Annotated in this window: 19 protein-coding genes; 5 read left to right on the top strand and 14 right to left on the bottom strand. The window is 36.2% G+C overall.

Translation table 11 applies throughout. The annotated features are described in order from the left end of the window. Positions 1-11: 11 nt before the first annotated feature. The 4 genes from ACRHOC_RS10765 to ACRHOC_RS10750 form a co-directional block, all read right to left on the bottom strand. Entirely contained in the window at positions 12-1,406 is a 1,395-nt protein-coding gene (locus tag ACRHOC_RS10765; protein ID WP_431158643.1) for a hypothetical protein, read from the bottom strand. Between the two features lie 83 nt (positions 1,407-1,489). Next, positions 1,490-2,566 (bottom strand): hypothetical protein, encoded by a 1,077-nt coding sequence (locus tag ACRHOC_RS10760; RefSeq protein WP_431158642.1) that lies wholly within the window; start codon positions 2,564-2,566, stop codon positions 1,490-1,492. A gap of 170 nt (positions 2,567-2,736) precedes the next feature. Continuing rightward, positions 2,737-3,537 carry a hypothetical protein gene (locus ACRHOC_RS10755; protein ID WP_431158641.1) on the bottom strand — a complete coding sequence of 267 codons (801 nt, stop codon included), beginning with the start codon at positions 3,535-3,537 and terminating at the stop codon, positions 2,737-2,739. Between the two features lie 60 nt (positions 3,538-3,597). Continuing rightward, positions 3,598-4,083, bottom strand: a complete 486-nt coding sequence (locus ACRHOC_RS10750) for a YdeI/OmpD-associated family protein (RefSeq protein ID WP_431158640.1) — start codon at positions 4,081-4,083, stop codon at positions 3,598-3,600. 84 nt (positions 4,084-4,167) lie between these two features. Between ACRHOC_RS10750 and hemN the strand changes: the two genes are divergently transcribed. Continuing rightward, on the top strand, positions 4,168-5,532 hold the full coding sequence (hemN, locus tag ACRHOC_RS10745) for an oxygen-independent coproporphyrinogen III oxidase (RefSeq protein WP_431158639.1): 1,365 nt from the start codon (positions 4,168-4,170) through the stop codon (positions 5,530-5,532). Between the two features lie 11 nt (positions 5,533-5,543). Next, on the top strand, positions 5,544-6,377 hold the full coding sequence (locus ACRHOC_RS10740) for a universal stress protein (RefSeq protein ID WP_431158638.1): 834 nt from the start codon (positions 5,544-5,546) through the stop codon (positions 6,375-6,377). A 103-nt stretch (positions 6,378-6,480) separates the two neighbouring features. Here the strand turns inward: ACRHOC_RS10740 and ACRHOC_RS10735 are convergent, their stop codons facing one another. The 8 genes from ACRHOC_RS10735 to ACRHOC_RS10700 all read right to left on the bottom strand — a co-directional run bounded on the left by ACRHOC_RS10735 (position 6,481) and on the right by ACRHOC_RS10700 (position 15,096). Then, positions 6,481-7,182 carry a sulfite exporter TauE/SafE family protein gene (locus ACRHOC_RS10735; RefSeq protein ID WP_431158637.1) on the bottom strand — a complete coding sequence of 234 codons (702 nt, stop codon included), beginning with the start codon at positions 7,180-7,182 and terminating at the stop codon, positions 6,481-6,483. Between the two features lie 2 nt (positions 7,183-7,184). After that, a complete protein-coding gene (locus ACRHOC_RS10730) occupies positions 7,185-7,631 on the bottom strand; it encodes a FixH family protein (protein ID WP_431158636.1) in 447 nt (148 codons plus the stop codon). A gap of 6 nt (positions 7,632-7,637) precedes the next feature. Beyond that, positions 7,638-9,062, bottom strand: coding sequence for a cytochrome c oxidase accessory protein CcoG (gene ccoG / locus ACRHOC_RS10725; RefSeq protein WP_431158635.1), 1,425 nt, complete (start codon positions 9,060-9,062; stop codon positions 7,638-7,640). A gap of 20 nt (positions 9,063-9,082) precedes the next feature. Next, a complete protein-coding gene (locus ACRHOC_RS10720; RefSeq protein WP_431158634.1) occupies positions 9,083-10,063 on the bottom strand; it encodes a cbb3-type cytochrome c oxidase N-terminal domain-containing protein in 981 nt (326 codons plus the stop codon). Next, on the bottom strand, positions 10,060-10,248 hold the full coding sequence (locus ACRHOC_RS10715; RefSeq protein WP_431158633.1) for a CcoQ/FixQ family Cbb3-type cytochrome c oxidase assembly chaperone: 189 nt from the start codon (positions 10,246-10,248) through the stop codon (positions 10,060-10,062). Before ACRHOC_RS10715 ends, ACRHOC_RS10720 begins: the two co-directional genes overlap by 4 nt. A gap of 6 nt (positions 10,249-10,254) precedes the next feature. Continuing rightward, complete coding sequence (gene ccoN, locus ACRHOC_RS10710) at positions 10,255-12,450, bottom strand: cytochrome-c oxidase, cbb3-type subunit I (protein ID WP_431158632.1); 2,196 nt, start codon at positions 12,448-12,450, stop codon at positions 10,255-10,257. 10 nt (positions 12,451-12,460) lie between these two features. After that, positions 12,461-12,646 carry a cbb3-type cytochrome oxidase assembly protein CcoS gene (gene ccoS, locus ACRHOC_RS10705; RefSeq protein WP_431158631.1) on the bottom strand — a complete coding sequence of 62 codons (186 nt, stop codon included), beginning with the start codon at positions 12,644-12,646 and terminating at the stop codon, positions 12,461-12,463. 74 nt (positions 12,647-12,720) lie between these two features. Beyond that, positions 12,721-15,096: a heavy metal translocating P-type ATPase gene (locus ACRHOC_RS10700; protein ID WP_431158630.1), complete on the bottom strand. Its 2,376-nt coding sequence runs from the start codon at positions 15,094-15,096 to the stop codon at positions 12,721-12,723. A gap of 109 nt (positions 15,097-15,205) precedes the next feature. Here ACRHOC_RS10700 and ACRHOC_RS10695 point away from each other — a divergent pair, with 109 nt between their 5' ends. Then, positions 15,206-15,883, top strand: a complete 678-nt coding sequence (locus ACRHOC_RS10695) for a Crp/Fnr family transcriptional regulator (RefSeq protein ID WP_431158629.1) — start codon at positions 15,206-15,208, stop codon at positions 15,881-15,883. Positions 15,884-15,960: 77 nt separating this feature from the next. Here ACRHOC_RS10695 and ACRHOC_RS10690 read toward each other — a convergent pair whose 3' ends face one another. Both ACRHOC_RS10690 and ACRHOC_RS10685 read right to left on the bottom strand, forming a co-directional pair. Further along, complete coding sequence (locus ACRHOC_RS10690) at positions 15,961-19,176, bottom strand: WD40/YVTN/BNR-like repeat-containing protein (RefSeq protein ID WP_431158628.1); 3,216 nt, start codon at positions 19,174-19,176, stop codon at positions 15,961-15,963. A 78-nt stretch (positions 19,177-19,254) separates the two neighbouring features. Next, positions 19,255-19,848, bottom strand: coding sequence for a hypothetical protein (locus tag ACRHOC_RS10685; protein WP_431158627.1), 594 nt, complete (start codon positions 19,846-19,848; stop codon positions 19,255-19,257). A 90-nt stretch (positions 19,849-19,938) separates the two neighbouring features. Here ACRHOC_RS10685 and ACRHOC_RS10680 point away from each other — a divergent pair, with 90 nt between their 5' ends. Both ACRHOC_RS10680 and ACRHOC_RS10675 read left to right on the top strand, forming a co-directional pair. Beyond that, positions 19,939-21,081 carry a vWA domain-containing protein gene (locus ACRHOC_RS10680; protein WP_431158626.1) on the top strand — a complete coding sequence of 381 codons (1,143 nt, stop codon included), beginning with the start codon at positions 19,939-19,941 and terminating at the stop codon, positions 21,079-21,081. A gap of 1 nt (position 21,082) precedes the next feature. Then, positions 21,083-22,546: a magnesium chelatase gene (locus ACRHOC_RS10675; RefSeq protein ID WP_431158867.1), complete on the top strand. Its 1,464-nt coding sequence runs from the start codon at positions 21,083-21,085 to the stop codon at positions 22,544-22,546. The last annotated feature ends 59 nt before the right edge of the window (positions 22,547-22,605 follow it).

Here is a 22,605-nt window from a genome sequence, read left to right as displayed (position 1 = left end):
AGTTTTTGTAATTAATTTAGATTTAGTTCTGAGATTGGTAAAACAAGAATATCATCACCATTTGTATACATAAAGTTTTTTCCAAATGGACCAAGAGAAGCATTCCATCCATAGGGTAGGTTATCTATTTTGCGTGGTGTGCTCCACTTTGGATTTTTACTAGTGCCTTCATTATTACTTATAAAAAAGCCTTGATTGTTTTTGTCACCTTCTAGGTATCTCGTAAAAAGTAAATAGGACTGATTAGGAGCTATGTATGGACTGAATTCAGTGGCATTTAAGGTGTTTAGTTTCTCTAATTTATTTACAATTTTTAGTTTATTATCATTTAATTCAGCGATTACAAGGTCTCCATTGTTATCTTCAGATTGAAAACATAAATTGGATTCATTTATCCAATGGAAATACCCACCATTTATGCCGGATGATTTGGATAAATCAATAAATTTTGTCCATTGATTATCTTCTTTGGTAGCCAAATAAATTGTTAAAACCTCATCTTCTCTTGTGCAGAATATGATTTGTTCTCCTGAAGGAGAGATGGCCCCATTATAGATAGCTCCAAGTTCGGTAATTTGCCTTGGTTGTGTATAGATGCCGTTCTTTAATTCGGAGAGGTATGGTGTCTGATTTATCCAGTTTGTTGTTCTTGTGAAAAACATGAAGGTATTATCTTTAGTAAAATTAAATACATTTTCAGACCATTCTGCAGTTGAGATATACCCTTCATAAAATTTACCACTTACTGGAATAGCATTTAATTGATAATAAAGTTCACGCTTTTGAAATTCTCTAATGGTATCGTTCATAATTTTTCTTCGTACTACCCAATCCTTATTTTTATTAACAGAGTCGTAGTCAAAAAAACGATCGTTATAAACTTTGCCGTTAACATTGGTGAAGAAAATACGTTTTTCAAATCCCTCTTCGGTATAGAATGTAGAATCGTAACCGTGTGTTTTGTTACCAATAAATGTGGCTCTGTAGGTTTTGTTAAATTTGTTGAGGTCGTCTACCATTGTGTAATAGACATTTCCAATAGAATCTAACCACTCCGTTACACGTGTACTATCGTTTTTAAAGGTAACGACTTCAATATCAAACTCTGCTTCGCCGTCCTCTCGGTATTTTGCTCCAGTTTGAATCCAATTTTCGTCATATTCGTATATATAATCTATCATCACCTTACCTGTGGAGTCTAATTCTAACCACCGATAGGGTTTAAGGTTGTCATAGTTATATGATAATCTGTATTTAATAGGAGCATCATTTTGAGAAAGGGGATAGTTGTAATAATTGATTTTATCGAATATGAAGTCCGCCTCAGATTGTTTTTTTGAAATATCATTATTACACGATAAAACACTAAACAAAGACAGAACAATGATTAAAATATAATTTTTCATGACTGATACTCATTGTCATGTAGATTAACGGCGTTAAAGCATTTTCAGGGATTACCTCTCTAAGTTAGGAAAAGAAATTGGATTTAATTAAACAGTTCTAATTCAGAGAGTTTAATTCTGTAGATATCAGAAGTGCCTCTCCGATAACTATTAAAGTATAGATAGCCATTTTTATGATCTACCCAGGCGCCATATTCGTAAGCAAAGGAATTTACTTTTGGGCCCAAGTTTATTGGCTTTGTCCATCGGCCATTTGTATTATGACTAATATATATATCATCTGCACCATAGGAATCATCACGACCCGTCGAAGCAAATATTAGATAACGTTCTTGAGAATCTATAAAGACATCAGCTTCACTTAAATCTGTATTAATGGAATCACCAAGATTATTAACCTCATAACTATCAACTGAGGTTTTTGAAGCTTTATAAATATCAGAGCGACCAAATCCATTTGTTCTATTATAGGATACGAAATATATATTGCCCATGGCAGAAATACTTTGGTGATAATCACCTAAACTATCAATGTTTATAGGGTATGGAAAAGGTCGAGGTTTAGACCATTTGCCTTCTTTATATTTTGCAGACCAAATGTTCTTCTTTTTAAACGAACTTGAATCTAAAGGGTGATTAGAAGTAAAAAGTAATGTATTACCATCTGCACTAATTGAAGGTGCATTGTTTGTAAAGTCCGCATTGATATCTAATATGTTGGGAGTACTCCATTTTCCATTATCAAATTTACTGGATAGGATATCTTGGTCTCGTGTAAAATATAAAATTTGATTTTTGTTGTCGTAGGAAGGAAAAGATTCCTCTTTGAAGGTTGAAATTATACCTCGACCAATTGGCTTTAATGTAACAAGAGCCATAAGGTCTTTAGATGGTTCTGCAATTCTATTAGCAGTGAGATCTGCTGTAATTCCAAAGTATTTAAAAGAACCTTTCCATAGAGCGTCTCTTTTTTTTAACCTTAAATAACCACCATTGCCAGGGAGAATAAAACTGAGCGAATCCTCAGTTCTATATGCAAGGCCTACTTCAAACATCCTCTTTCTTTTTCCGTTTAAAATGAGTTTTCCAAAGTAATCTCCCTCTTCACCTACAATCTCTAGTTCACCAGAAGAAAGACTTTTAGAGTTTTCAATTTTCAAAGTATACTTACCAACAATGTCGTTGGTATGTGTTTTGCAACAAGTGATCGTCAAACAGATTAAAACTAATATGAATTGAATTACTCTCAATATAAATGGCTATTACCTTAAAGATAAAATAAAAAAAGCCATCAAAAATTGATGGCCTTTTTTTATGGTATTTAAAAGTATTATTCAGCTTTTAGTTGAACGGTGCGCTCAACAGTATTGAAAGGCCCTGGAATAACTTCTCCATTGGCATCTACCAGTTTTAGATTAATGGTCACTTCGCCCATTGGTAACCCAGAAACAACATGTGGTTCCCAAGACGAAATAGTAAATGCTTCTCCATTGATAGTGGCAATAACCTTATTGCCATCTTCGGATAACTCTGTATTCAGAACAAAAAAGTCTAGTAATATTTGTTCTGCATCCTTACCAACATAAGTGCCTTTTGGACGACTGTATATTAAGGTTGGTGCTTCCATATCTAAACCAATTGTATCTTCTGCATCGTCTCCAACTACAAGTTTTCTTACTACAACCGAATTATCATTCTTTACGGACTCATGGTAAGAACGACTTAAAAATGCCACAAGGTGATGAACACCTGCAGGTACTTCTTTTTTAATATTCGGCTCATAATGTGCAGAATACGGCATATTATTCAAAATAAAATGAATATGTTGGCCTTTACCTGAATTTGCTAATTTTTGAGCATTAGGACTATCAGTCTGAGCACCTAGTTCATAATTCTCTAAACCAAAATTAAAATCTGCTTCACCGACAGGTAATGACATTTCATTTGGCGTGTCTAAAATAAGAGAAGCGTCCGCATAAGCTGGTGACTCCGATAATGGTGCGATAGAAATTTTAACTTCCTCTACATCCTCAATGGTTTCGACTTGTTCATCGGTCTCTTTTTTTTCTTCCTTACAAGCTGTAAATACAACTAATGTTAGTGCTAATACAATAAGTTTTATGTGTTTCATGCTGGTTATTTTAAGTTGTAAGTAAAGTTAAGCAAGAAAAGGTATTAAACCAAGCTGGTATTATTTCTTTAACCAAAGTTTAGGGTCTTTTACACCGCGCTTTAAATTATTACAAAGCAAAAGCGCCTTGTCTACACGTGTTTGCGGTGATTTATATCGAGAAATCGCATAGATTATGCTACGTTGTTTGCCAGGTGTTAGTCCTTCAAAAATGGTGAACGCCTCATGATCACTGAGTAAAACGGCTTCCAATTCTTCCGACATCTCTACACCGTATTTGGAGGTGTCTTCAAAAATTTCAATCGTGAAATAATCATTAGTGAAAACACCAAGTTCATTCTGTTTGGTCTTACTAAAATAAATACGATGTAGTCCTGTTTTTTCGTACTTCAAATGTGCATGAAAGGCAAGAGATTTACCTTCAAACGAGGCCCTTACTTTGACCCTTTTATGATTGTCTTTAATAAATGGTTCAATATACTGAGCAGGTAGAATTACACTTTGCTTATCGGCCAAAGAAACTTCAAAAGGATCGGATTTTAGCATAGCGCTCAATTCTAAGGGTATACATGACAAATATCATATTTTTTAAACATCCTTACCAGTAATTTTGATATAGATTGAATACTTATGTGCATATCCTTAGTAAATAAATATAATGTGGCGGGTCCTCGCTATACGAGTTATCCAACAGTCCCATATTGGGATGTTGATTCCTTTTCTGGTAAGGCCTGGATGGACTCCTTGTTTAAATCCGTTAATGAAAGTAATTCTGATGAAGGCATAAGCCTTTATATCCACTTACCTTTTTGTGAAAGCCTTTGCACCTTTTGTGGTTGTCATAAACGGATTACCAAACGGCATGAGGTTGAGGTACCTTATATAAAAGCCGTTATTAAAGAGTGGGAGCTCTATAGAAAACAGCTTGGAACAAAACTTAAGATAAAAGAGTTACACCTTGGAGGTGGCACACCCACTTTCTTTTCACCAGAAAATTTAAGCTGGTTAATTACCGAAATATTGAGACCTGTTGAGGTAGCACATAATTATGAATTTAGTTTTGAAGGGCATCCTAATAATACGACGAGCGCACACCTACAAGTGTTATATGATCTTGGATTTAGACGTGTCAGTTATGGTGTGCAAGACTATAATCCCAAAATACAGAAAGCCATAAACCGAGTACAGCCTTTTGAAAATGTAAAGCGAGCTACAGAAATGGCGCGAGCTATTGGTTATACGTCTGTTGGACATGATATCATTTTTGGATTACCCTTTCAGACAGAAGCTGATGTTGTGGAAACGATAAGCAAGACACGTGAATTAATGCCAGACCGAATAGCATTTTACAGTTATGCGCATGTGCCTTGGATTAAAGGTAATGGACAACGAGGTTTTAAGGACGAAGATTTACCTAGTGGCGAATCTAAGAGACAGCAATACGAAACCGGAAAAGCATTATTAGAGCAGACCGGCTATTTCGAAATTGGTATGGACCATTTTGCGCTTAAAACGGATACCCTTTTCAAAGCCATGCAATCGGAAACCCTCCATAGAAATTTTATGGGTTATACCGCATCCAAAACCAAAGCTATGATAGGCCTTGGTGTCTCCTCAATTAGTGACAGTTGGTATGGGTTTGCCCAAAACGTAAAGTCCATAGAAGAATATTATCATTTGGTTAATGAGGGCATTATTCCTGTATACAGAGGGCATATTCTCAATGAAGAAGATCTTATCCTAAGACAGCACATTTTAAACTTAATGTGTCATTTTAAAACCTCCTGGTTAGATACTAAAATGCTATTTAAAGAACTGCCAGAAGTACTTATTAAGCTAAAAGAATTTGAGCTTGATGGATTGTTGGAGTTCGAAAGAAAACAAATTAAAGTAACTAAGAAAGGGCAACCTTTTATTAGAAATATATGTATGGCTTTTGATTTGCACTTACAACGTAAAAAGCCAGATACCCAATTATTTTCAATGACTATTTAAAAAGAGAAAAAATGAAACGCATCATAGTACCCATAGATTTTTCAGAGCAATCGGAATTTGCTCTCGAAGCGGCAGCCAATTTGGCGCATAAATATGGCTCAGAGCTCATCGTATTACATATGTTGGAGTTATCGAACGCTATTTTAACAACCAATGGTACTGCTATTAATGAAGAAGCCGTTTTTTATTTAAAACTGGCCGAACAGAAGTTTGAAGCCTTTCTGAATAAACCCTACTTAGAGGACCTTAAAATTACACCCATCGTTAAGCACTTTAAAGTGTTTAGTGAGGTGAACGATGTTGCTAACAAGCATGAAGCTAATCTTATTGTCATGGGATCTCATGGTGCTAGTGGTGTTAAGGAAGTATTGGTAGGTTCTAACACAGAGAAAGTGGTACGGCATTCAGATGTGCCAGTCTTGGTTATAAAGCACAGTCCAATCTTATTAGATTTTGAAAAAGGGGTGTTTGCCAGTGATTTTTCTGATGATGCCATTAAGCCTTATTTAAATGCCAAAACCACGTTTAAAAAATTAGGAGCAAAGATGCATTTGGTCTATGTGAATTCTCCAGATGGTAATTTTAAAAGTACTTCTGAAATTGATAAAAAGGTGTCCTTGTTTTTGAAAAAGGCTGATGGTGACTTAGAAAACCTTAAAGATGTAAATATCGTTTCAGACTACTCTATAGAAAAAGGAATTCTAAATTTTGCAAATGATATTGGAGCAGATTTAATTGCCGTTGCAACCCACGGAAGAAAAGGACTAGCGCATTTCTTTGAAGGTAGCATTTCTGAGGATATTGCTAACCATAGTACATTGCCTGTAATGACTTTTAAAATATAGTTTCTTGATGTTTATTAGTTAGTATTGTTAAAATGTCAAGTAAACGCCAGAGAAGCAATTCTCTGGCGTTTTTTATGTGTAGATTTCTAAAAGATTACTGAATTTAATGACATTCTATAGCGCTCGTTGCCATTTCAACAACTGGAGCAGGAGAGATGTATGGAATGCCTAGGCCTAATCCTCGTAAGATGAAAAGAACACCAATGATCACCACAAAAACAGGAATTGCTTTTTGGATACGTTGTTTTACGGTGCTGTTTAAAAACTTCCCTAAATAAATAGCTGAGGTCATTAATGGAATTGTACCTATACCAAATAAGATCATGTAGGTTGCACCTTCAAGGAGGTTTGCGGTGGCAACAGATCCAAAAACGGCCATGTAAACTAAACCACAAGGCAAGAATCCATTTAAAAATCCAATGGTTAAAAAGGTGTCCGCAGATTTCTTCTGCAAGGCCTTACCTAGATTAGATTTTACCTTTGAGATGAGTCTATGTAGAGGCTTAGAAAGGTTATACTTACTGAAGGTTTGATATGGAATGAGCACAACAATAATCATTAAAATACCAATGGCAATAGATAGTTGCTGTTGCATTCCAAAGATATACAGGCTTTTACCTACAAGTCCAAATACAAGCCCAATAAGGCTGTAGGCCAATAAACGACCCAGATGGTACACACTAATTTGGCTAACCTTTGTAATCGAATTGGATCTATCTACTGGTAACATAAAGGCAATAGGACCACACATACCAACGCAATGCAAGCTTCCTAATAAACCCAATATAAGTGCAGATAAAAGCATGTCTAATAATTTATTTCAGTTTTGTAGAGGTAAGGTTTACTATCGTAGGTCCAATCGATCTTAATGTTCCAACGACCATCTAACAAACGGTTGTCAGGTATGAGCAAATTGTGGTTAGATAATGAAATTGGAGTTTCAAAATCTAATTGTTTATTAGATGGTCTATACAGGAACACTTTTCCTTTTATTGCCTCAATATTTAAATCTTCTGGGAATGTAATTACAATGCCATCTTCAGTTTTATTCCAGCTGACATTAGTCGTGAGCTCCCAAGCATTTTTTTCCTTGTCAATGTCAGTTTGAAATTCGAGCTCTTGCTTGTAGTAATCTTCGACGACCAAGTCGTGATCGTATTTATCATTAGCACTCATATTCACTACGAAATACATTATAAATCCTATAAATCCGATAAATGCAATTACAATTGCTGTTCCCCAGTTAATTTTCATAATATTTTAATTAAAGCTTCGTGGTCCTAAGAAACTTACGGTTGTTGTTTCAATAAGTTGCTCGCCACTATATACATCGATTCTTATTTTCTTTTTATCGCCACCAATTGCACTTTGTTTCATTTCAATAAACATAGTGCCTTCAGCTAAGCCTTGCGCATCTACGGTAACTTCACCAGTTGCTGACACTAATTTTATAGTGCCGTCGATACCTCTTAATTTAAAGCTTACATCTTCTATGGTTTCACTTGTTTTATTCACCAACTTATACGTGAATACATTGCTAATTATGTTATTTTCCTTGTGCTCATAAAGTTGGCCTGGTAATCTCAGTACACGTGCTTCAACATCATTTCTTAAGGCTAGCATGCCAAGTAAAACTCCAATTAATATCACCAGCACAGCGATATAGCCTTTCATGCGTGCTGTTAACTTAAATGGTGTCTTCTTTTCTATGTTTTCCTCACTTGCATAACGGATTAATCCTTTTGGTAGATTAATCTTTTCCATTATGGTATCGCATTCATCGATACAAGCCGTACAGTTGACGCATTCTAATTGGGTTCCGTTTCTAATGTCAATACCTGTTGGACAAACATGCACACATTGAAAACAATCAATACAGTCACCATGGCCAAGTGCTTGGCGATCTTCATTTTTTCTAAACTTCTTTCTGCCATTTTCGCCTTCGCCACGCTTGTGGTCATAAGCAACAACAATAGATTTTGTATCGAGAAGTACGCCTTGTAGACGTCCATATGGACAAGCAATGATGCACACTTGTTCTCTAAACCAGGCAAATATAAAGTAAAACACACCTGTAAATATTGCTAATGGGATCAAGGTTCCTAGATGTTCACTCGGACCTTCTTTTACATAGCGTAACAGTTTATCACTACCAATTAAATAGGCCAAGAAAATGTTTGAGATCAAAAATGATATGATCAAAAAGATGAACCACTTGATTAATCGCTTTCTGATTTTTTCTGCATCCCACTTTTGACGGTCTAAGCGCATTTGCTTATTGCGATCACCATCAATCCAATATTCAATGCGTCGAAACACCATTTCCATAAAAATGGTTTGTGGGCAAATCCAACCGCAGAAAATCCTTCCAAATCCAACGGTGAAAAGTGTAATAAAGATGACACCAATGATCATGGAGACTACAAACAAGTGGAAGTCTTGAGGCCAAAATGGAAATCCGAAAATATTGAATCGTCTTTCTAATACATTAAACATTAGAAATTGATTTCCATTTACTTTAATGAAAGGCGACAGAAATAAAAACGCTAATAAAAAGTAGCTTACAACCTTACGCTTCTCATATAATGGTCCAGACGGTTTTTTTGGAAAAATCCAACTGCGCTTACCCTCCTCATTTATGGTAGCGATAGAATCTCTAAATACTTCATTTGATGGTGTCTCCATCGCAGTACACTTAACCGTTATTAATTGTTTGAAGCTACAGTTGAGGTTTCTATAGTTTCTGCTACTTCTTCAGGTGCTTCTTCTTCTTCTGTTGCTCCCGATTCCTCTCCAGAAGTGTCAGCATTTTCGTCTATCCAGATGTCACCTTCGGCATCCTTAGGATTTGCTGGTGTTGTACCTTGAAATTGCAATAAGTAACTTGAAACCTGAGCGATTTCTAATGGCTTTAAACTCTGTTTCCAGGCTACCATACCCTTACCATCTCTACCACCTTCGGAAACTGTCTTAAATATATTTTTAATACCACCACCTAAGATCCAATAGTTGTCCGTAAGGTTTGGTCCGATACCGCCACCACCATCTGCCATATGACAAACAACACAGTTGGTTTCAAATATTTTTTGGCCAGCATTTAAATCAGAGGCTTCGGTTAATACTTCAACCGTATTAATGTCTACCAAATTTTTGGCGGTTCTTTTGTATTCTTCTATGGCACGCTGTGCTTCTGCATACTCAATTTCATATTCTGCAAACTGATCATCAGCATTAAAAATATGATAGCGCACCATATAAATAACACCAAAGATTATTGTCGCATAGAAGCCATATAGCCACCAAGGTGGTAAGTTGTTATCGAGCTCCTTAATACCATCGTAATTATGATCTAAAATAATTTCACCTTCTTCTTCGATTGGTTTAGAACCGAGTAGTTTTATATAGGTCTCTTTGATCCAAATGACCAAATTAGAAGGTGCCTCTTTTTTGGCATGGTATCTCGCTTTGGCTTCTTCATCTAAACTTTGATACAAGATATTATCCATTGAGCCTACAATACCTTCAATAGCCACTAGAATAAGAAGTACCAATAAAAGGAATAACATGATTACAGGTTGCTCCATAAAAGCCGGTTGATCACCAGATTCTACAAAATATTCTACAAGTCCTACAATTGTGAAGAACACAACAGGAACTCTTATGTATGATGGGATTAAATGTCTCATAATATCGTATCGTTTTGATGGTTTTCTAATGGTAATTGACTAACAGTCTTGATGTATTCTTTTTTTGCAGTAAATACCCAATAGAATAAGACTACAAAGAAGATGAAGAATATAAGGAGTGAAATAATCGGGTATATCTCTATACCTGCGATACTTTCCATATGGTTTTTTACAAATTTTAGCATGACAGATTAGTTTTGAGCGGTTTGATTAATAATATCTTTAACCTTAATATCGGTTCCTAAGCGTTGCAGATATGCAATCATAGCGACGATTTCTCTGTTACGCATTTCTACAAAGTCTGCACCAGCAGATGCTTTGTCAGCTTCATAGGCTTTTACAAAATCAGGATCTGCGTAGAGGTTCTTTTCAATCTGAGTGCCTTGCTCTAACATGGCTTGTTGCGCATTGGCAATTTCTTCCTCAGTATATGGAACACCTAAACTCACCATCGCTTCCATTTTCTTTTCAGTCATGGATTTGTCAAGCTCGTTTCTAATCAGCCATTGATAAGCCGGCATTATAGAGCCACTGGATGTGCTTTGTGGATCGTACATATGATTAAAGTGCCAGTTGTCAGAATACTTGCCCCCAACTCGGTGTAAGTCTGGACCTGTACGTTTACTTCCCCATAAGAATGGATGGTCGTATACAAATTCACCAGCCTTAGAATACTCGCCTCCATAACGTTCTACCTCACTTCTAAATGGTCTTACCATCTGCGAGTGACAACCCACACAACCTTCTCTAATATAAAGGTCTCTACCTTCTAATTCTAGAGGTGTATATGGTTTTACACTACTTATCGTAGGAATATTAGACTTAACAACAATGGTTGGCACAATCTGAACAACACCACCAATTAAAATGGCAATTGTAGCATAAATCGTTAAAAGAACTGGCTTACGCTCTAACCAAGTGTGCCATCCTTCACCAGCCACACGTCCTTTAGATACGCGTTTAAGAGCAGGTGCCTCAGCTAATTCGTCAGTAACTTTATTACCAGATCTTACTACAGTGATAATAACATTGTAAACGAGGATTAACATACCAGCGATGTAAAGTGTACCACCTATAGCACGCATCCAATACATAGGGATGATTTCAGTTACAGTTTCTAAAAAGTTACCGTATACTAGAGTACCATCTGGATTAAATTGTTTCCACATACTCGCTTGTGTAAATCCAGCCACATACATTGGAAGTGCATAAAGGATAATACCTAATGTACCTACCCAGAAGTGGAGGTTTGCTAAGCCAACAGAATGTAGTTTCGTTTTGAATAATCGTGGGATTAACCAATAGATCATACCAAAGGCTAAGAATCCGTTCCACGCTAAGGCGCCAACGTGAACGTGCGCGATAATCCAATCTGTAAAGTGTGCAATCGCATTCACATTTTTAAGTGACAGCATCGGACCTTCAAATGTTGCCATACCATAACCGGTAATTGCAACAACCATAAATTTTAATACAGGATCTGTTCGTACTTTATCCCAAGCACCTCTTAAGGTTAATAGACCATTAATCATACCACCCCAAGACGGTGCAATAAGCATTACTGAGAATGCTACACCTAAATGCTGTGCCCATTCAGGTAGTGCTGTATAAAGTAAGTGGTGTGGTCCAGCCCAGATATAAATAAAGATCAATGACCAGAAGTGTACTATGGATAGTCTATAGGAGTAAACAGGACGGTTCGCGGCCTTAGGTACAAAGTAATACATTAAACCTAAGAATGGTGTGGTTAAGAAGAATGCAACCGCATTATGACCATACCACCATTGCACTAAAGCATCTTGAACACCAGCGTAAACCGAGTAACTCTTTAATGCACTTACAGGAAGTTCTAAACTGTTAAAAATATGGAGTACTGCAACGGTTACAAATGTGGCGAGATAAAACCAAATGGCCACATACAAATGACGTTGGCGACGTTTTAGGATGGTACCAATCATGTTCACACCAAAGGCGACCCATATTAAAGCAATAGCAATATCAAATGGCCATTCTAATTCGGCATACTCTTTAGATGTTGTGATACCAAGAGGTAAGGTTATTGCGGCACCAACAATTAATAATTGCCAAGCCCAAAAATTAAAATTACTTAAGAAATCACTAAACATTCTCGCTTTAAGCAAGCGTTGCAAGGAGTAATAAACACCAGCAAAAATCGCATTTCCAACAAATGCGAAAATAACAGCGTTAGTGTGTAGTGGTCTTAAACGTCCAAAACTTAGCCACGAAATACCGTCGGTCATGTTTGGGAATAAAAACATGAAGGCTAAAATGAGCCCTACTAGCATCCCAACCACACCCCAAAGTATGGTAGCGTAAAGGAATTTTTTAACGATTTTATTATCGTAGTAAAATTGTTGCATTTCCATATGTAATGAATTAGTCAGTTTTTGATTTTATTGATTCTTTTGATTTTTCTATTACGAGTTCGTCTTCAAATAGCATACGTACTGAGGGTGTATAGCTATCATCATATTGGCCTGATTTTACAGCCATTAGAAAAACGACAAAGAAGGCAATGCCTACTATGACGCTTACTGTTAGAACAATATATATAACACTCATACCTACTTGAAGTTATGGTTCAAAAGTAATTTTGAACTTGTTTTTAAAACATGATATTTATCATGTGGTTACATTTATTTTAGTTTCCGTCCTATGATATTGGTGCAAATGGTGGTAAACACCACGATACTAATAGAACTTAATGGCATAAGAATGGCAGCGACCACTGGAGCTAATTGACCAGTTACTGCAAAGTATAATCCTATGACATTGTATATAAATGAGAGTACAAAACTCCATTTGATAATTTTAATTCCGGACTTAGATGCGTTGATAAAACTTGAAAGTACATTAAGCTTTGTTGCATCCAAAATAGCGTCACAAGCAGGTGAAAAGACATTCACATCTTCTGAAATGGCAATACCTACATTACTCTGTGCCAAAGCACCAGCATCATTCAGTCCATCACCAACCATTAAAACCTTGGCACCTTCACTCTGATGAAATTTTATAAATTCTAATTTGTCGTCTGGTTTTTGGTTAAAAATCAGTTTAGTTTTTGCTGGTAGTAGTTTTTGGAGGTTTTGGCGTTCACCTTCATTATCACCAGATAAAATGACTAAATCAAAATTTTTCTTTAGTTGATTAAAGAGTTTAGAGACCCCTTTTCTATAACTGTTGTAAAAGGTGAATTTCCCTTTATAGTTATCGTTACTGCTAATATGTACAGTCGTATTTAAGGATTGTGTTTTTAGAGCATTACCAACAAAACTGGCTGACCCTACCTTAAGACTTATGTCATCGTACTTAGCCTCAATACCTTTACCGATGTGCTCTTGGAAAGTATCTAGAGATACAATATTGTTTTCTTCTAGAATATGATATAGTGTGCGACTTAAGGGATGATTTGACCCTCTTAAGGAGTTCTTTAATACGACATGCTCCGAACTTGTTAAATCTGCACCTTCATAAACCGCATTACTATTTTTATTTGAAGTAATGGTTCCGGTTTTATCAAATATAATGGTGTCAATCTGTGCTAATTGCTCTATAACACTAGCATTTTTAATGTAGAATTTAAGCTTACCAAAAATGCGCAATAAGTTTCCGAATGTAAAGGGTGCCGATAATGCAATGGCACATGGACAAGCAATGATTAATACTGCTGTAAATACATTCATCGCTTTACTCGGGTTATTAAATAACCAAAATCCTGTCGCGATTACGGCAATACTCAGAATAGCGATTGTAAAGTGTTTACTTATGGTATTGGTAATATTTGTAAACTGATCTTCCTTATTCTTATTGAAGACATCATTACTCCAAAGTTGTGTGAGATAACTTTGTTCAACAGATTTTAAAGCTTCTAATTCTATAACACCTGCAGTTTGTTTACCACCAGCAAATAACTTATCACCTGAATGTTTTCTAATGGCTTGCGACTCGCCAGTAACAAAGCTATAGTCGATTTTTGCATTACCATTTATGAGGATACCATCAACAGGAATTAATTCCTCATTCCTAATGAGTAGTCGATCTCCTTTCTTGATATCATATACCTGAATGGCTTCTTCATTTCCCTCTTTATTTATTTTAGTTATTGCAATCGGAAAGTATGACTTGTAATCGCGTTCAAAAGATAAAAAGTCGTAAGTCTTTTGCTGAAAGAACTTTCCAACTAATAGAAAAAATACAAGACCAGAAAGGCTATCAAAAAAGCCCGAGCCAATATCAAATGCAATTTCGATTGTGCTTCTTAGAAACAAAACGGTTATCCCTAAAGCTATTGGGACGTCAATATTTAAAAGCTTTGCTCTAAGCCCTTTTATAGCAGAAATAAAATAATCTTGAGAGGAATAGAAAACAACAGGAATAGCTAGAGCAAACATCAACCACCTGAACATATGTTTGTATTGTTCTAACCAAAACTCATTAATTTCAAAATACTCTGGAAACGAGAGGAACATAATATTCCCAAAGGCAAAGCCTGCAACACCCAATTTATATATGAGTGTTCTGTTAATATGGTTTTTGGCATCGCTAAAATCTTCAAGACTTATATAGGGTTCATACCCAATAGAGCTTAATAACAACACAATTTCCTTGAGGTTGGTTTCTTCAGGATTATAACTTACACGAACCGTTTTCTTTCCAAAGTTGACCTGCGAATCGGAAACGTATGCATTGAGCTTGTTCAGGTTTTCTAAAATCCAAATACAAGAGCTACAATGAATATGAGGAATATAAAGTGTTGCAATTTCGACAGTGTCGCTTCGAAACTCTGTGAGCTGTTCGATTATTTTATTCTGCGTAAGAAAATCGTATTTACCTTCAATCTCTTTGGGTACAGCTCCTGGAGATTGTTGCAGATCATAGTAACAGGTCAGATCATTGGCATTGAAAATTTCGAATACGGTCTTACATCCATTACAACAGAATGATTTTTCTTGAAAAGATATGGGATGTTTACCACAATCATCACCACAATGAAAACAAGAGTTGTTTTCCATTTTTATTTGCTCATTTTTACCTGTAACAAAGGTGACATTAAGACATAATTTAAAATATGATATTTGTCATGTAATTATTATATTTGAGTAAGACACTAAATCCATCGGTATGAGTAAATGTGAATCTTGTATTGTAAAAGAATTTAATTCCTTAAAGGCCCTAACCAGAGAGGAGCTTATGCGCGTTTCTGCCTGTAAGACTGGTAAGATCTATAAAAAGGGTCAGGTTATCTTTGAAGAAGGGGAAACCCTAAATGGCGTATACTGCGTGAGAGATGGTGTTTGTAAGTTGACTAAACTTAGTGAGAATGGTAAAGATCAAGTAGTGAAACTTGTGGTTAAAGGTGGTTTACTTGGTAAGCGTTCTCTAGTTTCTGAACAAAAGACCAATTTAAGTGCTGTTGCACTAAATGATATGGAGATGTGTTTTATTCCAAAAAGTGAAATCATGGCCGATCTACAGAAAAATCCAAAGTTCACGATGGATGTTCTTAAGAAAATGGCAAATGATTTGAAAGAGTCCGACGTGTCTTTAGTAAATATGGCTCAGAAATCGGTTAAGCGACGCATGGCTGAAATACTTATGTATATTCATGATAATTTTGGGACAGATGATGAAAATTATCTGAATATTGTTATTTCCCGAGAGGATTATGCGAGTATAGTGGGAACTGCAACAGAATCTGCAATTCGAATTTTATCTCAGTTTAAAAAAGAGGGTCTTATTTCTACACGTGGCAAACAAATAAAGATCGAAGATTACGGAAGCCTAAAATGGATTGAATAATCTAAATTCATTTATAAAAAAACGGCCTAGAATATTTTAATTATTAATTCTAGGCCGTTTTTTATTTATATGGGTTTCTAGTCTATACCAAATTGTTTCGTCTCTTTAAATGGATCCATTTTAACAGCTTGCATAGCTTCCTTATAGGTTTTCCATTCCTCAGTAAAGAAATTATTGGTTTCGCCAAATAGCTTATCTAAAGCATCTTTAGCATGCTTTATCAGTGTTGTTTCAGTTGAAGTTAAACCAGTCTGGCTATTATAAACATAACTTCTTGCAGTTCCTAAGCGTTGTAATGGTGTTACTTCTGGGTTTCTCGTAATACCTTGTCTACGGTCTATTTTACCTAAGTACTGATTTAATAAACTATCAATAGACTTTACCACATTTTCTGATTTTTCAATATGATCTTTGAAGGCATCTTTATCGAGTTTGCTCAAGTCATTCTTAAACTTCTCAGCGATGGTCTTGCTTTCAGTCAGTTGCTTTACAGCATCTGCTGCAGTTTGTTGTAATTTCTCAAGTTCTTTTGCTGCGGCATAGACTTCATTGGTGTTTTTAGTAGATACATCTAACCTAGGATCTGACGCTACTGTTACAGATGTTTCAGAAGTTAAATCTCCGTAATGTAAAACAGCTCTATAAGATCCAGGTTTAACGGATACACCACCTGGTTCACCAAATCTTCTTCTGTTACGACGAGATGGGTAATCCGCTCCAGCCTCATCCATATACCAAGTCCATTTGTGAATTCCATTTTTCTCTGGAGCCTTACGTTTTAAGGTTCTTATTAAACGTTCACCATCATAAAGTTTTAATGTTAGTGAATCCCACTTTACCTTTTTATCGTCAGAAACTTTTTTATCACTGATATTCTTATCAGCTTTTTTAGCATCCTCTTTTATATCGGATTTAACCGCCTCTTTCTTGTTAAAGAGATAGGTGAGGCGTGCTCCACCACCACGATTTTCACCATGATACATGGCATCTGCACCAAAACGACTTCCAGTCGGTTGCTGATAAGCGGCTTGATAAGCAGTCGGTGGATCAAATAAATTAATTGTGGACTCCATTACAGAATTGTTTTTTGCCATTTCGCGTAATGGTCTAATATCATCGAGAACCCAAGCAGCGCGTCCAAAGGTGCCTATAACTAGGTCGTGCTCACGAGGATGAATCACCAAATCTTTTACTGATGTTGTAGGGAATCCTTCGGTCCATTTGGTCCATTTATCACCTGCATCGATTGACACATAAAGGCCATCATCCGTACCTAAAAACATAAGGTTTGGTTCTTCTAAATCTTCTACGACGGCTAATGTGTAACTCTGTACGTCATTTTCATCAACAATACGCTCCCACGATTTACCGTAATTCTTAGTTCGGTAAGCATATGGCGTGTAATTAAATCGTCTATAATCGTTAGCAATTAAAAGGGCTTCACCTTTATTTTTATTTGAGGCTTTAATTTGGGCTATCCAACTACCTTCAGGTAAACCTTTAATATTTTTAGATACATCTGTCCAAGAATTTCCACCATCTGTTGTGTAGTGCACGCGACCATCATCACTACCTGCCCACAGCATATCTTTTTCCAAAGGAGAAGGTTCAATCACTAAGATAGAACAGTGGTTCTCTGCACCTGTAGCATCCATGGTTAAACCACCACTTTCGGATTGTTTTTGTTTTTCTGGATCATTAGTGGTAAGATCTGGAGAAATTATGGTCCAAGTTTCACCCTTGTCTTTGGATTTATGTACAAACTGACTTCCGAAATAAATGGTGCTGTTGTCAAAAGGATCGATATTAATGGCGGAGTTCCAGTTAAATCGTAATCGTACTTCAGGATCTGGGTGAGTAGGTCTAACCGAGTAATTATTTCCTGTTTGCCAATCGTAACGACTCACAAACCCTTGTTGACTCATGGACCAACCATATCTAGAATCATCGCGATCTGGAACCACATCAAAACCATCACCAAAACTAATTTCTTGCCAATAACTGTTTCTTATGCCTTGCGCACGCCATACGTAAGCAGGGCCTCGCCAAGATCCATTGTCTTGCATACCTCCATAAACATTATATGGATATTCGTTATCTACGGCGATATGATAAAACTGTGCCACAGGAAGATTGCCGATAAAACGCCAAGTTTTACCACCATCGCGTGTGATGTTCATTCCACCATCGTTACCGTCAATCATAAAGCTTCCGTCTTCAGGATGAATCCACCATGCATGATGATCTGGATGAACGCCATTGCTTACACCGTAAGCTGGCATAAGCTGATTAAAATTTTTACCTCCATCTTCTGATACATTGACATAAGTGAAAACTGAATAAACACGATTTTCATTTTGTGGATCTACATAGATTTCAGAATAGTAAAATGGTCTGTTACCAATATCATTTTTATCATTGACTTTTTGCCATTTAAATCCGCCATCAGTGCTTTTGTAAAGTGCATTCTTTTTTGCTTCAATTAAGGCATATACAATATCAGGTTTACCTGGAGCTATGGCAATACCAATTCTTCCGAGATCGCCTTTTGGTAGACCATCTTCATCGGTTAACTTTTTCCAGGTTTTACCACCATCGTGAGTCATATGTAATCCAGAACCTTGACCGCCTGATTTAAAAAACCATGGATCACGTTTGTGTTCCCACATGGCTACAAATAGTTTGTTTGGATTAGTAGGATCCATAACCATATCTGCAACACCTGTTTTATTATTAGCGAAGAGAATTTTATTCCAAGTTTTTCCACCATCTGTCGTTTTAAAAACACCACGTTCTGGATGCTCGCCCCAAGGTGAACCAATTGCACCAACATAAACCACATCAGGATTGGTTGGATCTACTATAATTCTATGAATATGACGTGTTTTTTCTAATCCCATGGCATTCCATGTTTTGCCACCATCTAAGGACTTATAAACACCATAGCCACCGTTAAGTGAGTTTCGAGGATTACCTTCGCCGGTTCCGACCCAAATTACACTTGGATTGGACTGTTGTATTTCTACCGCACCAATTGATGCCGTAAGTTCATTATCAAAAATGGGATCCCATTTAATACCGCCTGATGTAGACTTCCATAGCCCACCCGAGGCTGTACCGACGTACATAATATCTGGGTTGTCTAAAACAACATCAATCGCTGTGACACGACCGGACATACCACCTGGACCAATATTTCTTGGTGCCATATTTTTAAGCATATCCATCGATAATTCTTGTGCAGAAACAAATGCTATGCAGATTAGCATAACAAAAGACAATATTCTTCTCATTATATTAGGTTAGTTAAGTTTAGGCTAAAATTACTGAAAAGAAATTTTGAAAATCTAAAAGAGATGTTAAGGTATTACTTAATCCTCCTCAGTGATTTCAATAGGAATATTTGTTGGATTTCCTGATTGGTTATTATTGGTCAAAAGCCACTTAGATCCATAAACATCCTTATAGATTATTTTATAAGTGATTTTCTGTTTGGCCAAAGCTCTTCTTGCAGGCCCAATATGCATTCTATTATTAATCTCTAGAATGTCAATCTTATCATTGGCAGGTAATACAAAGCCCTTTACCAAGGTGCTGTATCGATATGGAATTGTATCTAATCCAGGTGTGTTTCTAAAAATATGCCGGAATAGATCTTTTGTATTATCAAATTTATGTATAGAATCGAGTACCAATTCAACCTCGTCAATAAATGCTGGTCCAACACCTTTATTACCAATAATATATTTAAACTGACCACTGTTATTACTAAACCATTGGTTGAGGTGTGGAAGCACAGAAGCACTTTGTTGCTTTTGTATGAGACGGTTTTCTTCGCGTGCGAGATAGGATTGATAGAGTAAAGCAATTAAGGATATAACACTAATAAATAAGGCAGAGGTGCTCATTATTTTATCAGTAGTCCATTTTATTCGCTTTTTGGGCGCTTCAATTTCTTCCGACATAGTGGTGGCATTTGATAGTAAAGTTAAGAAAATGTTAGAATCTTATTTTTCCCAATTCAACAGGCTTAAATAGAGTATTTTTATACTACTATGAAGAAGGATATTAAAAAGTCGGGTTTTGTATTTAAACAATATGAAGCGCCATATCAATCTCCCTTTGATAAGCTTTTTGAAATTTTTAAAGAACTTATCACCTATACTTCAGGAGATTTTGATGAAGCCATTGACTGGTTACGACAATTAGATAAAGAATATGAACTCACTACTCCAGATTATACAATCGATGATTTTATCGAAGATCTTAAGAATAAGGGTTACATAAGAGAAGAGTTTGATGTTGACGGCACAGGTGATGGAGAAGGTGAAGGCAAACTGAAGATTACCGAAAAAACGGAACGCGCCATTCGCAAACAAGCTTTAGAGCACATCTTTGGAAAAATTAAACGTAGTGGTGCAGGTAATCACAGAAGTAAAGGAGTTGGTATAGGCGATGAACATACAGGAGAATTTAGGTCCTACCATTTTGGAGATGCCTTAGAAAAGGTTTCAATGACTGAAAGTTTAAGGAACGCACAAATTAATCATGGTTTAGGTGATTTTAATTTGACAGAGGACGATTTGGTAGTTGAAGAAACACTTCATAAGAGCCAGATGAGTACGGTGCTTATGATCGATATTAGTCATAGTATGATTTTATATGGTGAAGATCGTATCACGCCTGCTAAAAAAGTGGCAATGGCACTTTCAGAATTGATTATGACACGTTACCCTAAAGATACCTTAGATATATTGGTGTTTGGAAATGATGCATGGCCAATTAAAATTAAAGATTTACCGTATTTAAAAGTTGGACCTTACCATACCAATACCGTTGCAGGATTACAATTGGCAATGGACATGTTAAGAAGAAAACGTAATACCAATAAACAGATTTTTATGATTACAGATGGTAAGCCAAGCTGTTTGCGCATGCCAGACGGACAATACTATAAAAATAGTAATGGTTTAGATCCTTACATCACTAATAAATGCTATGCCATGGCACAACAAGCAAGACGACTTCATATACCAATTACGACATTTATGATTGCGGAGGATCCTTATTTGATGCGTTTTGTGAGAGAATTTACCCAAGCAAATAGAGGTAAAGCATTTTATACAGGATTGAAAGGGTTAGGGGAAATGATATTTGAAGATTACGAGAACAATAGAAAAAGACGAATTAAAGGATAAGATGAATAGAATAGAGATTAAAACTTTAGGAGAACTAAAACAATCAGGTTATCAGAGTAAATCTATTAAAGAAGAACTTCGTGATAACTTAATACATAATATTAAAAATAAGGTAACAACTTTTGAAGGTATCCATGGGTATGAGCATACGGTTATACCAGAACTAGAACGTGCAATACTCTCTAAACACAACATTAATTTGTTGGGTTTAAGAGGTCAGGCAAAAACACGTCTTGCTCGAATGATGGTTAATCTTTTAGATGAGTACATTCCATATGTTGAAGGCTCAGAAATTAATGACGATCCGTTACAACCTATTTCTAGGTATGCGATAGAATTAATAAAGGAGAAAGGTGATGATACGCCAATTGCATGGCTACACAGAGAGGAACGTTTTGCTGAGAAATTAGCAACACCAGATGTTACCGTCGCGGATATTATTGGAGATGTAGATCCTATAAAAGCGGCGAACTTAAAATTGAGTTATGCAGACGACCGTGTAATTCATTACGGGATGATTCCACGAGCGAATCGTTGCATATTTGTGATTAATGAGTTGCCTGATTTACAAGCCAGAATTCAAGTAGCATTGTTCAACATCTTACAAGAAGGCGATGTGCAGATTCGAGGTTTTAAATTACGATTGGCTTTGGATATACAATTTATCTTTACAGCTAATCCAGAAGATTATACAAACCGAGGAAGTATTGTTACACCGTTAAAGGATAGAATAGGATCGCAGATTTTAACCCATTATCCTAATACCACTGAAATTGCTAAAACAATTACCAGTCAGGAAGCACGATTAGATACTCGACAAGCAGGTTCTATCTATGTGCCAGATTTAGCAAAGGACTTAATTGAGCAAATTAGTTTTGAAGCACGCGAAAGCGAATTTATAGATGTAAAAAGTGGTGTGAGTGCGCGTATGAGCATTACAGCTTATGAGAATTTATTGAGTACCGCTGAGCGTCGCGCATTAATTGCTGGACAAGATGAGACAACAGTAAGATTATCTGATTTTATAGGTGTTATCCCTGCAATAACTGGAAAGGTAGAGTTGGTATACGAGGGTGAACAAGAAGGTGCGGATTTTGTAGCTCAGAACTTACTAGATAATGCTATAAAGACCTTATTCCCAAAATACTTTCCTAAGATTGAAAAGCTTCAAAAACAAGAAGATGAAACCCCTTATGATGATGTAATATCTTGGTTTTTTAATAGTGATGGTTTTGAGCTTCTAGATGATTTTGACGACGCAACCTATAAAGAAAAATTAGATGAGGTAACACCTTTAAATAGTTTAATTGCTGACTACCAACCAGAAATTGACCCTAAGGATATTTATTTTGAAAAGGAATTTATTCTTTGGGGACTCGTTCAATTTAAAAAGTTAAGTAAGTATCGTTACTCCGAAGGGCTCCAGTTTCAAGATCCTTATGGGAGTTATATTAGTGGATTATAGTCCGACTATAACATAGAAGTATAAATTACAAATGCAACCTAGTTGCATTTGTAATTTAT

Source organism: Winogradskyella poriferorum (assembly GCF_050618035.1).
Lineage (GTDB): Bacteria > Bacteroidota > Bacteroidia > Flavobacteriales > Flavobacteriaceae > Winogradskyella > Winogradskyella poriferorum_A.
This window is presented reverse-complemented; position numbering and strand designations above follow the sequence as displayed.